This is a genomic window from Bacillus cereus group sp. RP32, from assembly GCF_040459735.1.
GTDB lineage: Bacteria > Bacillota > Bacilli > Bacillales > Bacillaceae_G > Bacillus_A > Bacillus_A wiedmannii.
In genome coordinates, this window is record NZ_JARVHO010000001.1 from 4,879,676 (window position 1) to 4,895,056 (window position 15,381).

Consider the following 15,381-nt stretch of genomic DNA (forward strand, 5'->3'; position numbering starts at 1 on the left):
TCGATTTTGATTCTTTTTCTCAATAAGAATTTGGAAGGAGCGAGTAGTAATGAACTCAGAAGTAAAAACATTACAAGTACAAAAGTCTATTTCTCATCCCTCTTTATGGGATACATTAAAGAAACATCATGAACTTATATTTGCAATCGCATCTGGTATTTTCATTTTAGCTGGTTGGTTATTCACAAAGAACGATGCAATGAATGTAGGCATTACTTGCTATATCCTTGCTTATATAGTTGGTGGATATGCAAAAGCGAAAGAAGGTATTGAAGATACCATTGAAGAGAAAGAGCTAAATGTCGAAATGCTCATGCTCTTTGCTGCTATCGGTGCTGCAATCATTGGCTACTGGGCAGAAGGTGCAATTTTAATCTTTATCTTCGCACTAAGCGGTGCGATGGAATCTTATACATTAAGTAAAAGTCAAAAAGAAATTTCAGCGCTTCTTGATTTACAACCTGAAGAAGCATTACGTATTTCAAATGGAACCGAAGAACGTGTTCCTGTTGGACGATTACAAATTAACGACATTATTTTAATTAAGCCAGGTGAGCGCGTTCCTGCTGACGGTACGATTCATAACGGTGAAACAAATATCGATGAAGCAGCAATTACTGGAGAACCTATTCCAAATGAAAAAAAACATGACGATGAAGTATTTGCCGGTACTGTAAATTTACGCGGTGCTATCGAAGTTAAAATTACGAAGCCGAGTGATCAAACATTATTCCAAAAGATTATCCGTCTCGTCCAAAGTGCACAAAGTGAAAAATCACCATCACAACTATTCATCGAAAAGTTTGAAGGAACATACGTAAAAGGTGTACTACTCGTTGTTGCGCTTATGATGTTCGTCCCTCATTTCTTACTTGACTGGAGCTGGAATGAAACGTTTTATCGCGCTATGATCTTACTTGTAGTCGCATCTCCTTGTGCACTCGTTGCTGCCATTACACCAGCAACATTATCTGCAATTTCTAACGGAGCAAGAAATGGAATTCTCTTTAAAGGTGGCATACATTTAGAACGCCTCGCTTCAGTAAAAGCGATCGCCTTTGATAAAACAGGAACATTAACACAAGGAAAACCTACCGTAACAGATGTATATGTTCGAGAAAGTATGACAGAAAAAGAAGTACTTTCTATTACAGCATCAATTGAAAGTCACTCTACACACCCTTTAGCTGAATCTATTGTTAAATATGCACAACATGCGTATGACATTACATTAAAAAAACCAGAAAACGTTGAAGATGTAACTGGTTTTGGACTCAAAGGAATATTTGAAAACAAAGCTTATAAAATAGGTAAAGCTGATTTTATCGGTGAAGAAACAAAGACATTTCATAATGGTATTTCTGCCTCACTTGAAAAAGAAGGTAAAACTGTCGTTTATATTAGTGATGAGAGAGGCATTCTTGGCCTTATCGCTTTAAAAGATACACTTCGCCAAGAAACAATAGCTGCTATTCGTGAATTACAAAGCATCGGTGTCGAGGCAATTATGATTACTGGAGATAATGAAGAAACGGCAAAAGCTATTGCCTCTGAAAGTAATATAAAAGAATATTACGCATCATGCTTACCAGAAACAAAAGTTGAAACGATTAAAAAGCTAAAGGAAAAATACGGGACAGTAGCAATGGTCGGAGATGGTATAAATGACGCCCCAGCACTCGCTACTGCTAGCATTGGTGTAGCAATGGGTGAAGGAACAGACGTAGCTTTAGAAACTGCTGACGTTGTACTTATGAAGAACGAATTATCTCGCCTTTCCCAAGCAATCCGTTTATCAAAACGAATGAACCTTATTGTAAAGCAAAACGTAATCTTTTCACTAGCTGTAATTGCAATGCTGATTTGTTCAAACTTCTTGCAATTTTTAGCTCTTCCATTCGGTGTTATTGGGCATGAAGGAAGTACGATTCTTGTCATTTTAAATGGCTTACGATTATTAAAAGGATACAAATAAAACGGGTCCCTCATAGAGGACCCGTTTTTTTTAATGGTAGCTATTATGCCCGTTCGCACTACCACTCGTTTTATGCTTCGGATGCGAACTACTCTTTTGTTTATTGTTATTTTTATTGTTGTGATTCTTTTTATTATTACTCATGAAATATCCCCCCTGTTCCCTATTATTATGGAACAAGAGCTCACTTTTCATTACGGGAATTATTGTCATCCGTCCTATAATGATGGAGTAAACCATTAATTTCACCGCCAAGTAAAATTACCCATCCAGTTAAGTAAAACCATAACATTAAAATAATAATACCACCGAGACCACCATATGTATTGGCGTAATTCGCAAACTTATCTACATAATAAGCAAATGAGTACGATACCACAATCCATCCTACAGTAGCAAATGTTGCTCCTGAAATGACTTCTCTTCTTTTTAACTTTCGATCTGGTGCAAATGTATATAAAAAACTAAACAATGCAAATAACACGAAGAAACTCGCTACTAACCGCGTAATACTCCACACGTAAGAAAAACTATCCGATAAACCAATTGCTTTAAATACCGCTGCCCCAATGACTTGTCCAAACACTGGAACAATTAGCGCAAACACAATCATAAAAATGATTGCTAATGTAAACACAATTGATAAAGCTCTCGTTTTAATAAAGGAACGTGTTTCTGTTACATCATACGCACGGTTAAAAGCATTCATAACCGCATTTACCCCGTTTGAAGCAAACCATAGCATTGATAATAAACCAAATGATAATAAACCACCATTTTGCTCATTTACAACTTTATCAACGTTTACTTCAATTAAGGACATTGCATCTTCGGGTACGTACGGTTCTAATAAGTTGAGCACACTTTCTGTTTGAAGGTCAATGAATCCAAGAAGCGTAATTAAGAAAACAAGCCCAGGAAAAATCGCAAGCAAGAAGAAATAAGCGAGCTGTGCTGCCAAGCCCGCTACATCATCGCGCATCGTTCGGTCATACAAGTCTTTACCAAACGAATAAGTACGATGTCTCCTCACCTTTTCTAAAATTTTTCTCATATATGTTTAAACGCTTTTCTTCTCTTCTTTATCTTGCTTCAACTCAATGTACGCTTCAGTTTTTTTTTCCTCTACATTTGAGTCTTTCATAAATAGTTCACGCGCTTCTTTCATACCGCCCTCTTCAGCAACTATTGGCTCTTCTTCTGCTTTCAGCTCATCTACCTTTGAAGATACAGCTTGAATTTCAATCGTTTCTGGCTTCTCTGCTGGCTCAACCTTTTTCTTACTAAAAATTTCTTTCGTTTCTTTTAACGTCTCTACAACAGATGGCGTCAATTTTTTAATTTCTGCAACTTTCGCTTTCACTACATTTAAATCAGCAAGTTCGCGTCCTTTATCTGTAACAGTTTGCACTTTTTCTTTGATTTTTGCATTTTCACCGATTTCAATCATCTTTGTTTTTGCTTTTTCCGCAGTATTTTTTACTTTTTCACGGTTTTCTTTCTTCAACATAGATACAGCTACACCTGCAGCTACACCAATCGCAATGTTTCGAGCAATATTATTTTTCTTTGCCATATTCCTTCACCCTTTCATTTCTTATGTTAGAAAGTATTTCTTTCTAAGCTTCCTCATATTCCTTGTTCATTTCGAATGAAAGCTAATAGCTTTGCACACCCTTCTGTTACAAGGTCATATACTTCTTGGAAATTCCCTGTATAGTAAGGGTCGGGAACGTCTGTCCAGCCACCGTCTGGAACAAAATCGGACAGCCTACCAATATAGCCTCCAGTTTTACCTAAACTTTTTAAATCTGCTATATTCTTGTTGTCCATGGCAATAATATAATCAAACTTTGTTAAGTCTTCTTTTTCTACTTGCCTTGCTTTAATTCCTTCAAAAGTGACTGCATTTTCTTTTAAAATTTTTTGTGTTCCTTTATGTGGCGGATGGCCAACATGCCAATCTCCAGTTCCTGCAGAATCAATGACAATTTTCTCCTCGAGTCCCTCTTTTACGACAAGATCTCGAAAAATTGCTTCTGCCATCGGTGAACGGCAAATGTTCCCAAGACAAACAAACAATACTTGAACCATATTTTTGTTCTTCCCTTCTTGGTGCATTTCTTTATATATACTTATAGTATAAACAACCAATTATTAATTATAAAGGAAATCCCTACTAATTTAATAGGATTGAAAAGATTCATTAACGAAAATGATAAAAAATGTTAAGATATCCTTATGTTATTTTAAAGGGGGACACTTCGGTGGATTTATCCGTAAAGTCAGAAGAAAACGTTGAATATATGGTCGAAGCTATTAAAGAAAAATTACGTATGGTTAATGCTGGAGCGATGAGAGCTGCTAGCTTTAATGAAGAAATGTACGAAGACTTACGTGACATTTATGAGCATGTTATGAAACGTGAAACATTCAGCATTAGTGAAATGCAAGCTATTACAGAAGAATTAGGTACATTAATTAAAAAGTAAAAAGCCTCGCTTATGAGGCTCTTTTTTATTTCCAACAAATTCATGACAACTCTTCTCTTTCCCTCAACCAACTGTAAAATACTGTACAATGGAAGTAGAACCTCACCTTAGATTTTTTCTCCATACATACTACTCACAAATAATAGCAACACTACCATTGCTAACTGTTTTTACTGGAGGTGCTTACTTATGAGCAATTGGTACAGTAAGACGAAAGATCAAACATTAATCGACTTAGAAACAAACGAACAACACGGTTTAACAGATGAAATCGTAAATGAACGTTTAAAGCAATACGGTTCTAATGAATTAGCTACAAAACAAAAACGCACGTTATGGCAGCGTATTTTCGCCCAAATTAATGACGTCCTCGTATATGTCCTTATTATTGCTGCCCTTATTTCTGCCTTTGTAGGTGAATGGGCTGATGCAAGTATTATCGCGCTCGTTGTAGTTTTAAACGCTGTTATCGGTGTCATCCAAGAATCGAAAGCAGAACAAGCTTTAGAGGCATTGAAAAAGATGGCGACACCTAAAGCTATCGTCAAGCGAGATGGTGAACTAAAAGAAATTCCATCTGAACAAGTCGTTCCAGGTGATATTGTCATGCTGGATGCAGGACGTTATATCCCATGTGATTTACGGCTTATCGAAACCGCAAATTTGAAAGTTGAAGAATCTGCTCTAACTGGTGAATCCGTCCCTGTTGATAAAGATGCAATTTACCACCCTTCTATGCAAAGCGATGAGCAAGTACCACTGGGCGATCAAAAAAATATGGCCTTTATGTCGACACTAGTAACATATGGGCGCGGAGTCGGTGTCGCTGTTGAAACTGGAATGAACTCACAAATTGGTAAGATTGCTACCCTTTTACATGAAGCCGACGATGATATGACACCACTTCAAAAGAGCTTAGCACAAGTCGGAAAGTATTTAGGCTTTGTCGCTGTATCTATTTGCGTCATTATGTTTATCATCGGTTTTTTACAAGGACGAGATACGTTAGAAATGTTTATGACTGCTATTAGTTTAGCCGTTGCAGCTATTCCAGAAGGCTTGCCGGCTATCGTTTCCATCGTTCTTGCAATTGGTGTGCAGCGAATGATTAAACAAAATGTTATCATTCGTAAACTACCAGCTGTCGAAGCTCTCGGTTCTGTCACAATTATTTGTTCAGATAAAACAGGTACGTTAACGCAAAATAAAATGACCGTTACTCACTTTTATAGTGATAACACATACGACCACTTAGAAAACTTAAATGTAAATAATGATGTACAACGTCTATTGTTAGAAAATATGGTGCTATGCAACGATGCGTCTTACGGTTCCGATTCACAAACAGGGGACCCTACAGAAATCGCCCTTCTTGTTGCCGGAAACACTTTTAACATGCAAAAAGATCATTTAGAAAAGATACATGAACGCGTTAACGAGATGCCTTTCGATTCAGATCGTAAAATGATGTCAACCGTTCATACATACGATGAAAGCTACTATAGCATGACAAAAGGTGCTATTGATAAACTCTTACCTCGATGTACCCACATATTTAAAAACGGTAAAATCGAGGTTCTAACAGATGCTGATAAAAATCAAATATTAGAAGCTGCCGGGGCAATGTCTCAAGAGGCTTTAAGAGTACTTTCATTCGCATTTAGACAATACAATTCAAACGATGTGGTTATAGATCATCTTGAAGAAAATCTCATCTTTATTGGTCTTGTCGGTATGATTGATCCACCGCGAACTGAAGTAAAAGATTCCATTACAGAATGTAAAAAAGCTGGTATTCGCACAGTTATGATTACTGGTGACCATAAAGATACCGCCTTTGCAATTGCCAAAGAACTTGGTATTGCCAAAGAAATATCTGAAATTATGATTGGAACTGAATTAGATAACATCCCAGATACAGAACTAGCAAATAAAATTAATCACTTAAATGTATTCGCCAGAGTCTCTCCAGAGCATAAAGTAAAGATTGTAAAAGCATTACGTGCAAAAGGAAATATCGTATCTATGACTGGTGATGGTGTCAATGATGCTCCATCTTTAAAGCAGGCTGATGTTGGCGTAGCGATGGGCATTACAGGAACAGACGTTGCAAAAGGGGCAGCGGATGTAGTATTAACAGATGATAATTTCTCATCTATCGTGAAAGCTGTTGAGGAAGGTAGAAATATTTATCGTAACATAAAAAAATCAATTCTCTTCCTACTCTCTTGTAACTTTGGAGAAATTATTGCTTTATTTTTAGCTATTTTACTCGGTTGGGCAACACCACTACGACCTATTCACATTTTGTGGGTCAATTTGATTACAGATACACTGCCTGCATTATCACTTGGGGTTGACCCTGAAGATCCAGATGTGATGAAGGAAAAACCACGACATGCGAAAGAAAGCTTATTTAGTGGTAGCGTTCCTTTTCTTATTTTCAATGGAGTTGTCATTGGACTTTTAACGCTAACAGCCTTTATCATCGGGGCAAAATTCTATACCGGAGATACAAATTTATTTCCTCTTTTCCCAGAGAAAATTGATGAAGATGCTCTATTACACGCTCAAACAATGGCATTTGTCGTTCTTAGTTTTTCTCAGCTCGTTCATTCATTTAACTTGCGTTCAAGAACGAAATCTATTTTTTCAATTGGGATCTTTACAAATAAATATTTAGTCTTCTCCCTTCTTATCGGTGTTCTTATGCAAGTGTGTATTATCTCCATCCCACCTCTTGCAAATATATTCGGTGTACATGCATTAACGATGCGAGATTGGGGATTTGTTCTCTTATTAAGTATCATTCCACTTGTTGTGAATGATATCATTAAATTAGTAAAGAGAAACTAAAAGGCAATGAGGACTATTCCTCATTGCCTTTTCATTTACCCTTGTAATTCTTTTTTAATGTTCTCAGTTAATGTAGCCATACGTTTGCGGCTTTCTTCACGCTCACGTTTATTTTGTTCTTCAATTTGTTGTGTTTCTTGCATACCTCTTGAAATAATGTTCCAAGTTTCCTCAAGTGTTTCCATCTTAATACTAGAAGAACCTGATAATCTCGCTACTTCCACACTTTGCGTTGCGATATTTTGTGCATTTTTCTTAAGTAATTCATTTGTACGACGATCCAGTTCAGCCATAGAATCTGCAACAAGCTTTTGACGTTTTGCATTTACCGCTTGAATAATACCATTTTTAAAGATAGGAATCGTTGTAATAAATGCTGTATTGATTTTACCAATTAATTTATTATTACCACGTTGAACCATACGAATTTGTGGTGCTGTAAGTAGCGCAACCATACGTGCTTTTTCTAAATCATCAATGCGCTGCTCTAAAATTTCAACAGAGTTTTTCAGTGATTCTAATTCAATACCTGCTAATTGGTCATTGTTACGCACACGCTCTTCGTACATTGGAACCAACTCTGTATTTAAACGCTCTAATAACATTTCCCCTGCTACTACATACTTTTCTAAGTCTAAATAATATTTTAAATTTTGCTCATATAAACCATCTAACGTACCGATTGATTTTTTCATTTCATCTTGATACTTTGTAATTTCTACGTATACTTTATCCATTTCGCGACCCATTGTTTGGTACTTACTAAAGATTTGTTCAATCATTTTATCCGCTTTTTTGAACATACGTGAGAAGAAACCGCTTTTCTCTTCCGCAAAGTCTTTGCTATCGAATCTGTCCATAATTTTACCAAGCTGTTTTAATAATTCTCCAGAGTCTTCTATTTTTGATAAAGACATTGTATGTAAAATTTGATCAGCGAAACGTGAAATTTCCATAGAAGGTTCTTTTCCAAGTTCAATTAATTCTAACTGATCTTTAATATCTACCGCATTATAAATACGTTGTACATCCGCATCTTGTCTAAGTTGTAAGCGCACATCTTGTGCTGTTTGCTCATTTAATTCTGTTTTCGAATCTAGTACGACTGGGTTATTCATATGGTATTCTCCCTTTCCTTATAGAAATGGACGAAATAGTCCTTTTATTGTTTGTGATAAATTTTTATAGGCTGATGAACCATGAAACTCAAGATCGAAATTAACTTCTTCAAGCCAATGGGAATCAAATGCTCCTGCTTCAATATACGGTTCAATATCGTTTCTTCCCGTTGGATTGAAATGGAATACATCTACTCCAATTTGATTTAAAAATAGTAATAAAACAGCATCAGAACGAGTTAATTCTCCACTCTTCTCATTATTAAATATAACAATTTTCGGTACATCTTGTGAATAATCAAATTTCTCAAGCTGTTCTAAAATATTCGGTGGTATTTGAGAGAGTTGTGCGAAAACATATAGCGCTACATCTTGTTTCGTTTCTTTTGCAATTGGTTTACATATTTCACTTTCGCACGTATGGATGATCGCCTCTGCAATCCCATGTTGTAAACCTTCCGGTAAACGCTTATGCGGCCACCAATGGCTATTCATAATTAAATCTGGATGTAATTTCCCCCCGCGGTCTAATGCATCTCGATAATGATATTGGAAATTGGCTTTTTGTTCTTTTGTAAATGGGAATGTATTAATTAATAAACTGTTATCAAATGATGTAACAGACTTTAATCGCTGAAAATATTCTTTATCATTCTTTGAAACACCTGATATTTTCGCAAATAAAGAAGGGATATAAATGTGTTTATTCTCAACAAAGAATGTCGGGCGCACAAATGCCTTTTCTTTCGTAATTAAAAAGAGTTCATCGTATGTCGTTTTTAATGTACGGGCTACAGGCGTATAGGAACGAAATTGCCATGGCTTGTACAGCAGTGAGTTATCATGGTGAAGTACTTGTTCAATTTCTTTTGAAGCCTGATACGCTACTGTCGCAACTCGCTCACGGCGGCGATCTGGAAATGGCTCAAGAGAAATCCGACCTGGATGAGACACAACAAAACTTCTTCCTTCCTCATCAACATTCTCAAATCCATCTTTTCCTTCTGGGTGATAATAAAGTACATCGCAACCGAGCATAATAAGAAAGTATAAGAAATATATACGGCTTTCCTGTGCATCACCGTACCAAATAATGCGCGGCATTTGTTTCTTATAATTAATCGTAGAGAACCACTTCGCTACGTAATTGTCACTTAACTTAATCATATCGATTAAGAAACGTCGGAATCCTTCTGTTTTTAATGATTGGTTATGTTGTTTTTCATACAATTTCAATACAGAAATAAACGTCGTATGTATATAGTGTTGTAAGTCAGGATTGTCTACTTGTGGTAATAGTTGTTTTCCAGAGAGATGGGCGACAAGCCTATTTACTGTAAGGCCATTCGGTGCTTCTTGATGTAATGTAAAAACCTCTTGAATATGGCGCAGTTTTTCGGGATCAATCACCTTATTTAAATTTTGTTCATGCAAAACCACGATCCCTTTCACTTCGCTATAATCAAATAGCTCATTGAAATATTCATCTACATCATTAGGAACGCCGAGGATTCGACATGCTATATAACTAAATTTCATCTCATTCTCTGTCAGCTCATATTGTGGACGTTTTTCTAAAAGTGTTTCAAATTGCTTTAAATCTGATTCATCTTTTAATGCATATGGTTGAAGTGTAAAACGTGAAAACACAACAGTTCACCTCCAAAAACATTTACGTTTTTTCTAAGTCCTTCTTCTATTATAAACTATTTTTGGTTATAAAAAATGGGCGCTCGCAAAACGAGCAAACCCATTTCAATTATTTATGATTATTTTTAGTAGCCGCAACTTCTTCTTTAGCTTGTCCAGAATTCTTCATGTAGTGAAGTATAAATGTTGCTCCAAATGCTACAACTAAAATAATAAAGAACAGTGTATGACTAATATGAATATTAATTAGAGACAATAGCATTTTCGATGCGATAATTAAGATTAAAATATATGCTGTCGTTTCAAGCTCTGGAATACGCTCTAACAATTTTAAGAATACACCAGCGATACCACGCATCATTAAAATACCAAGCATTCCACCTAATAATAGAATCCAAACTTCATTTGATACACCAAACGCAGCAAGTACGCTATCTACAGAGAACGCGATATCCATTAATTCGACCATCGCAACCGTTCCCCAGAAGACACCGAACATTCTAAAGAGAATACTATTTTGATTCATACCATGAGCTTCTTCTTCTTCACTTGCACCTTTACGCTTATCAATAAAGTATTTCACTGATAACCAAGCAAGGTAAAGTGCACCAAGAAGTTTTACCCACCATAATTTAATTAAGAACATTCCGATTCCAATTGCAATAAATCGGAATACATAAGCTCCAATAAGTCCATAGAATAATGCTTTTTTACGTTTTTCTTCCGGAAGGTGTTTTACCATTACTGCTAATACAAGTGCGTTATCAGCAGATAATAATCCTTCAAGTACAACAAGTGTACCAATTAATCCCCAAGATACTGGATCCTGCAACACTTTAATCCACATGTCCAAGTCGAAAAATTGAGCATACGTATCAAGGATTCCTTGCAAAATACTCATCTTACCTTTATCCCCTATTCTTTGCTAGATTTATAGAAAGGTCAAAAAAAGGAAACGAATATCGTTTCCCTTCTTATGCATCCAAGCCATACGCTCTTACAAGCGCACCTAAACCACCTTGGAATCCACTTCCTACTGCATTAAACTTCCACTGTCCATTATGACGGTATAATTCACAAAAGACAACTGCTGTTTCGATGGAGAAATCTTCCCCTAAATCAAAACGAAGAACTTCTTCGTTTGTTTCTTCATTTGCTAAACGAACAAATGCGTTTCCGACTTGTCCAAAGTTTTGATTACGGCCTTCTCCATCATAAATTGTAACTGTAATAGCAATTTTATGAACATCTGCTGGAACCTTTTTCAAATCTACAACAAGTTGCTCATCATCCCCGTCGCCTTCACCTGTACGGTTATCTCCTGTATGTAAAACAGATCCACAAGGAGACTGTAAATTGTTATAGAAGATAAAATCAGTTTCCTTCGTACATTTTCCGTTCGCATCTAATAAAAAAGCAGATGCATCTAAATCGAAATCTGATCCACCATCATAAGATTTAATATCCCAACCAAGACCAATTACTGCTTTTGTTAAACCAGGGCTTGTCTTACCTAAATCAATCTTCTGTCCTTTTTGCAATTGAATTACCATTTATATTCACCTCTATATTTTAATCTTAAAAAATATATCCAACAGTAAACATCTGTTTCACCGATGGATATATCAATCTATTACTCTACATCTAAACCGAAATTATTACATAGAGACGCTAATCCACCTTGGAATCCACTTCCGATTGCATTGAACTTCCAGTCACCTGCATGACGGTATAATTCACCTACTACAACAGCTGTTTCAATAGAGAAATCTTCTCCTAAATCGTAACGAATTAATTCTGCATTCTTTTCTTCATCTAAAATACGTACGAAAGAGTTAGAAACTTGTCCGAAGTTTTGGCTACGGCCTTCTCCGTCATAAATTGTAATTGTGAAGCAAATACGTTCGATATGTGCAGGTACATTTTTCAAATCTACTTTAATCGCTTCGTCATCACCTTCACCGTCACCAGTTCGGTTATCTCCTAAATGCTCTACAGCACCATTCGCACCTTTAGGGTTATTATAGAAAACGAAATCTTCTGCACCTGAAACTTTACCGTTAGCACCTACTAAGAAAATACTAACATCTAAATCGAAATCGTTTTGTCCGTCATAACGATTCGTATCCCAACCAAGTCCTACAAGAACTTTTGAAAGACCTGGATTCGTTTTTGTTAAGTCTACCTTTTGTCCTTTTTTCAATGAAATTGATGCCATATTCAATTCCTCCTCGGTTTATTTTATTAATAACGTGATACAATCTCACTTAAGTTTTTATCTTGTGTGCCTTCTCCAACAGCTGAAAACTTCCATTCACTTCCGTGGCGATACATTTCACCTGCGATTAGAGTCGTTTTTCCAGCATAATTATCCGATAAATTATAGCGCGCTAATTCTTCGCCAGTTTGCGGGTTTTGAATACGAATATATGCATTACGAATCATCCCGAAATCTTGACGACGATTTACACAGTCATAAATATTTACAACGAATACTAAACGATTAATACGGCTCGGAACTTTATGTAATTCTACGAAAATTGTTTCGTCATCACCAGCGCCTTCACCTGTTAAATTATCTCCTGAATGAATAATACTACCACAAGTAGAAAGCTTGTTTCCGAAGTAAACTAAATCGTTTTTGTTTACAAAACGATCCCCTTCTAACATAACAACAGATGCATCACAATCTACATTTGGTTTACTTCCAAATAATGAAGACAGAAACCCACCTGATTGCCCAATTGGATCCCAGCCTAAGCCAACCTGTAGTTTTGCTACTTTTGGTTGTCCTTTCGTTAAATCGATCTTTTGACCTTTTTCTAAAATAATAGGCATGAAGTTTCTTCCTTTCTACAAAGCATTTTCCAAGGCGGAAAATATTGTATTCTTCCCTTATATTGTAGCATTATTTACCTAGTGATAAAAAGGATAAATTCTCAGTTATATGAAAACATTCATATAATTTACTTATGATGATGTAAGAAGTGGTAAATAGAACCAATCATTCCTGCGCAATTACCGTTTTGTGCAAGCTCAATTTCACAATTACTATAAATCTCTTTGTGTAAATATTTTTCTACCTCTTCTTTTACTTCTTTTAAGAACTTATTTCCTCTATCAGTAATTCCGCCACCTATAACAATCATTTCTGGATTAAAAATATAAGCAAGATTACTAATCCCAATAGCTAAATGTTTAAAGAAAACTTCAACCGCTTGCGTAATTTCCCTATCCCCTTTATCATACAATTCGAAAATCGTTTTTCCATTCCACTCACTTTCACCTTTATATTTTTGTACAATATGAATTAACCCTGAAATGGAAGCAACCTCTTCAAACGTTTTCCCTTCTATTAACATATTTCCCCATTCACCAGCACTAAATGAATGTCCTCGGTACAATTCTCCATCTATAAAAATCGCTCCCCCAATCCCAGTTCCAAGGGTAAGCATAATAAAGTTTCTTTTATCTCTTCCAATACCGTTCCACTTTTCTCCAAACGCTGCACAATTCACATCATTGTCAATGGATACAGAAACTTTTAATATCGCTTGCAATCTATCAATAATAGGAATTGTACTATAGCCTGGAATATGATCCGCACCTCCCGTCACAATCCCTTTATTAACGTCAACAATTCCCGCAGTACTAATACCAATTCCCGAAATCGTATGTTCACTCATTAATTTTTTTGATAAAAGAATGAGTTTTTGAATGATTTGTTCCCCACCCAAATGAATTTCTGTTGGAACTGTTTTATGCTTTAGTACTGTTCCTGTTTCTGAAACAATTCCATATTTAATTTGTGTACCACCAATATCAAATGCAATATATTCTTTCATCTGCTGTCACTTCCTCTACTGTAATACATGTAAAATTCTCACTGCTCTACTATTTATAAAGTGAAACTTTAATCAGTGGGGGTTTTGTTCATCCCCCACTGATTATTAGCCCTCACCAATCGGGCTTTTACGGACAGCCCCCCCACCTAACTTCTTTGCTTTCGCTAAATTTTCAGGTGGGGATCTTACTGCCCGGCGAATAGCGGGGTAAAGAGTTTACACTAACTCTTTTCTCTCTTTAGAAATACACCACCTTTTTCTATATATAGTTTTTTTTGCATAAAACCCTTTTTCCTATGAAATATTACAAAGGGATGTATTTTAGATGGAATATTAATTTCTTAGGAGGAAAACAATGACGAAAATCTTCATTTTAGCATCAACACTCTCTTTATCTTTTTTTAGTGGTTTAAATATCGGTAATGCAGCAACAGAAAATTTCTCTCCAGCAACAAACGCAATTGTACAAAATAACGATCATTTCGCAGAAGGTAACTTAAAAGATAATAATAAACCACCAGGAAACGGTGGTTCTCAGGACGATAGTGGCTCTGATGGCAACGGTTCTGGTGGCAACGGTTCTGATGGCAGTGGTTCTGGTGACAGTGGTTCTGGTGGTAACGGCTCTGGTGGCAATGGTTCTGGCGACAACGGCTCTGGCGGCAACGGCTCTGGCGGCAGCGGTTCTGGCGGCAATGGCTCGGGTGGCAATGGTTCTGGTGGCAGTGGTTCTGATGGCAGCGGTTCTGGTGGCAATGGTTCTGGTGGCAATGGTTCTGGTGGCAGTGGTTCTGGCGGCAACGGTTCTGGTGGCAGCGGTTCTGGTGGCAATGGCTCGGGTGGCAATGGTTCTGGTGGCAGTGGTTCTGGTGGCAACGGTTCTGATGGCAGCGGTTCTGATGGCAGCGGTTCTGATGGCAGTGGTTCTGGTGACAGTGGTTCTGGCGACAATGGTTCTGGTGGCAGTGGTTCTGGCGGTAACGGTTCTGATGGCAGTGGTTCTGGTGGCAATGGTTCTAGTGGCAATGGTTCTGGTGGCAGTGGTTCTGGTGGCAATGGTTCTGGCGGCAATGGTTCTGGCGGCAATGGTTCTGGCGGCCGTGTTAAAGGCGATAGCAGTTCTCAAGGTGGCAACGGCTCTCAAGGCGGTAACCGTGTTAAAAGCGATAGCAGTTCTCAAGGTGGCAACGGTTCCCAAGGTGGTAATGTAAAAGATAATGCGAAAAAACAAGGCGATAAGTTACCTAATACTGCAACACATTATCCTGCATCTATTTTAATGGGACTTTCAACATTCCTAATTGGTATGCTACTATTTATTCGCCGTAAAAACGCAAAATAAAAACACATCCTCCATCTAAAAAATACATGAAACAAATTGTAAAACTAAAAAGGACTTTGGATTGCATTTTATTATGCAGCCCAAAGTCCTTTTCATCATTTCT

General features: G+C 36.9%; 14 protein-coding genes. 4 read left to right on the top strand and 10 right to left on the bottom strand.

Features of this window, described 5'->3' with window-relative positions:
* Positions 1-49 precede the first annotated feature (49 nt).
* Positions 50-1,975: a heavy metal translocating P-type ATPase gene (locus QCI46_RS25115; RefSeq protein WP_353841674.1), complete on the top strand. Its 1,926-nt coding sequence runs from the start codon at positions 50-52 to the stop codon at positions 1,973-1,975.
* 184 nt (positions 1,976-2,159) lie between these two features.
* On the opposite strand, the gene QCI46_RS25120 is transcribed toward QCI46_RS25115, so the two are convergent.
* From QCI46_RS25120 to QCI46_RS25130, 3 genes are read right to left on the bottom strand one after another with little or no spacing between them, the layout of a single operon-like run.
* The gene (locus tag QCI46_RS25120) at positions 2,160-3,029 is read right to left on the bottom strand and encodes a YihY/virulence factor BrkB family protein (protein WP_327960619.1); all 870 of its coding nucleotides are present in this window, start codon (positions 3,027-3,029) and stop codon (positions 2,160-2,162) included.
* Positions 3,030-3,035: 6 nt separating this feature from the next.
* Positions 3,036-3,551 carry a DUF4075 domain-containing protein gene (locus QCI46_RS25125; RefSeq protein WP_327960620.1) on the bottom strand — a complete coding sequence of 172 codons (516 nt, stop codon included), beginning with the start codon at positions 3,549-3,551 and terminating at the stop codon, positions 3,036-3,038.
* A 53-nt stretch (positions 3,552-3,604) separates the two neighbouring features.
* The gene (locus tag QCI46_RS25130) at positions 3,605-4,069 is read right to left on the bottom strand and encodes a low molecular weight protein-tyrosine-phosphatase (protein ID WP_000250910.1); all 465 of its coding nucleotides are present in this window, start codon (positions 4,067-4,069) and stop codon (positions 3,605-3,607) included.
* A gap of 173 nt (positions 4,070-4,242) precedes the next feature.
* Here QCI46_RS25130 and QCI46_RS25135 point away from each other — a divergent pair, with 173 nt between their 5' ends.
* Together QCI46_RS25135 and QCI46_RS25140 are read left to right on the top strand one after the other, a co-directional pair.
* Positions 4,243-4,467 (top strand): DUF1128 domain-containing protein, encoded by a 225-nt coding sequence (locus QCI46_RS25135; RefSeq protein ID WP_000366197.1) that lies wholly within the window; start codon positions 4,243-4,245, stop codon positions 4,465-4,467.
* A 189-nt stretch (positions 4,468-4,656) separates the two neighbouring features.
* On the top strand, positions 4,657-7,323 hold the full coding sequence (locus QCI46_RS25140; RefSeq protein WP_353841675.1) for a cation-translocating P-type ATPase: 2,667 nt from the start codon (positions 4,657-4,659) through the stop codon (positions 7,321-7,323).
* Positions 7,324-7,358: 35 nt separating this feature from the next.
* On the opposite strand, the gene QCI46_RS25145 is transcribed toward QCI46_RS25140, so the two are convergent.
* The 7 genes from QCI46_RS25145 to QCI46_RS25175 all read right to left on the bottom strand — a co-directional run bounded on the left by QCI46_RS25145 (position 7,359) and on the right by QCI46_RS25175 (position 13,936).
* Positions 7,359-8,441 carry a toxic anion resistance protein gene (locus QCI46_RS25145; protein ID WP_061676707.1) on the bottom strand — a complete coding sequence of 361 codons (1,083 nt, stop codon included), beginning with the start codon at positions 8,439-8,441 and terminating at the stop codon, positions 7,359-7,361.
* Positions 8,442-8,459: 18 nt separating this feature from the next.
* Positions 8,460-10,091: a YceG family protein gene (locus tag QCI46_RS25150; RefSeq protein ID WP_353841676.1), complete on the bottom strand. Its 1,632-nt coding sequence runs from the start codon at positions 10,089-10,091 to the stop codon at positions 8,460-8,462.
* Positions 10,092-10,200: 109 nt separating this feature from the next.
* Entirely contained in the window at positions 10,201-10,992 is a 792-nt protein-coding gene (locus QCI46_RS25155; protein WP_063221650.1) for a TerC family protein, read from the bottom strand.
* 73 nt (positions 10,993-11,065) lie between these two features.
* Positions 11,066-11,644 (bottom strand): TerD family protein, encoded by a 579-nt coding sequence (locus QCI46_RS25160; RefSeq protein WP_000236647.1) that lies wholly within the window; start codon positions 11,642-11,644, stop codon positions 11,066-11,068.
* An 80-nt stretch (positions 11,645-11,724) separates the two neighbouring features.
* Positions 11,725-12,309: a TerD family protein gene (locus QCI46_RS25165; RefSeq protein ID WP_000146724.1), complete on the bottom strand. Its 585-nt coding sequence runs from the start codon at positions 12,307-12,309 to the stop codon at positions 11,725-11,727.
* A 26-nt stretch (positions 12,310-12,335) separates the two neighbouring features.
* The gene (locus QCI46_RS25170) at positions 12,336-12,929 is read right to left on the bottom strand and encodes a TerD family protein (protein WP_353841677.1); all 594 of its coding nucleotides are present in this window, start codon (positions 12,927-12,929) and stop codon (positions 12,336-12,338) included.
* A gap of 128 nt (positions 12,930-13,057) precedes the next feature.
* Entirely contained in the window at positions 13,058-13,936 is an 879-nt protein-coding gene (locus QCI46_RS25175) for an ROK family protein (protein WP_327960630.1), read from the bottom strand.
* A 355-nt stretch (positions 13,937-14,291) separates the two neighbouring features.
* Here QCI46_RS25175 and QCI46_RS25180 point away from each other — a divergent pair, with 355 nt between their 5' ends.
* The gene (locus QCI46_RS25180) at positions 14,292-15,278 is read left to right on the top strand and encodes an LPXTG cell wall anchor domain-containing protein (protein ID WP_353841678.1); all 987 of its coding nucleotides are present in this window, start codon (positions 14,292-14,294) and stop codon (positions 15,276-15,278) included.
* Positions 15,279-15,381: the final 103 nt, after the last annotated feature.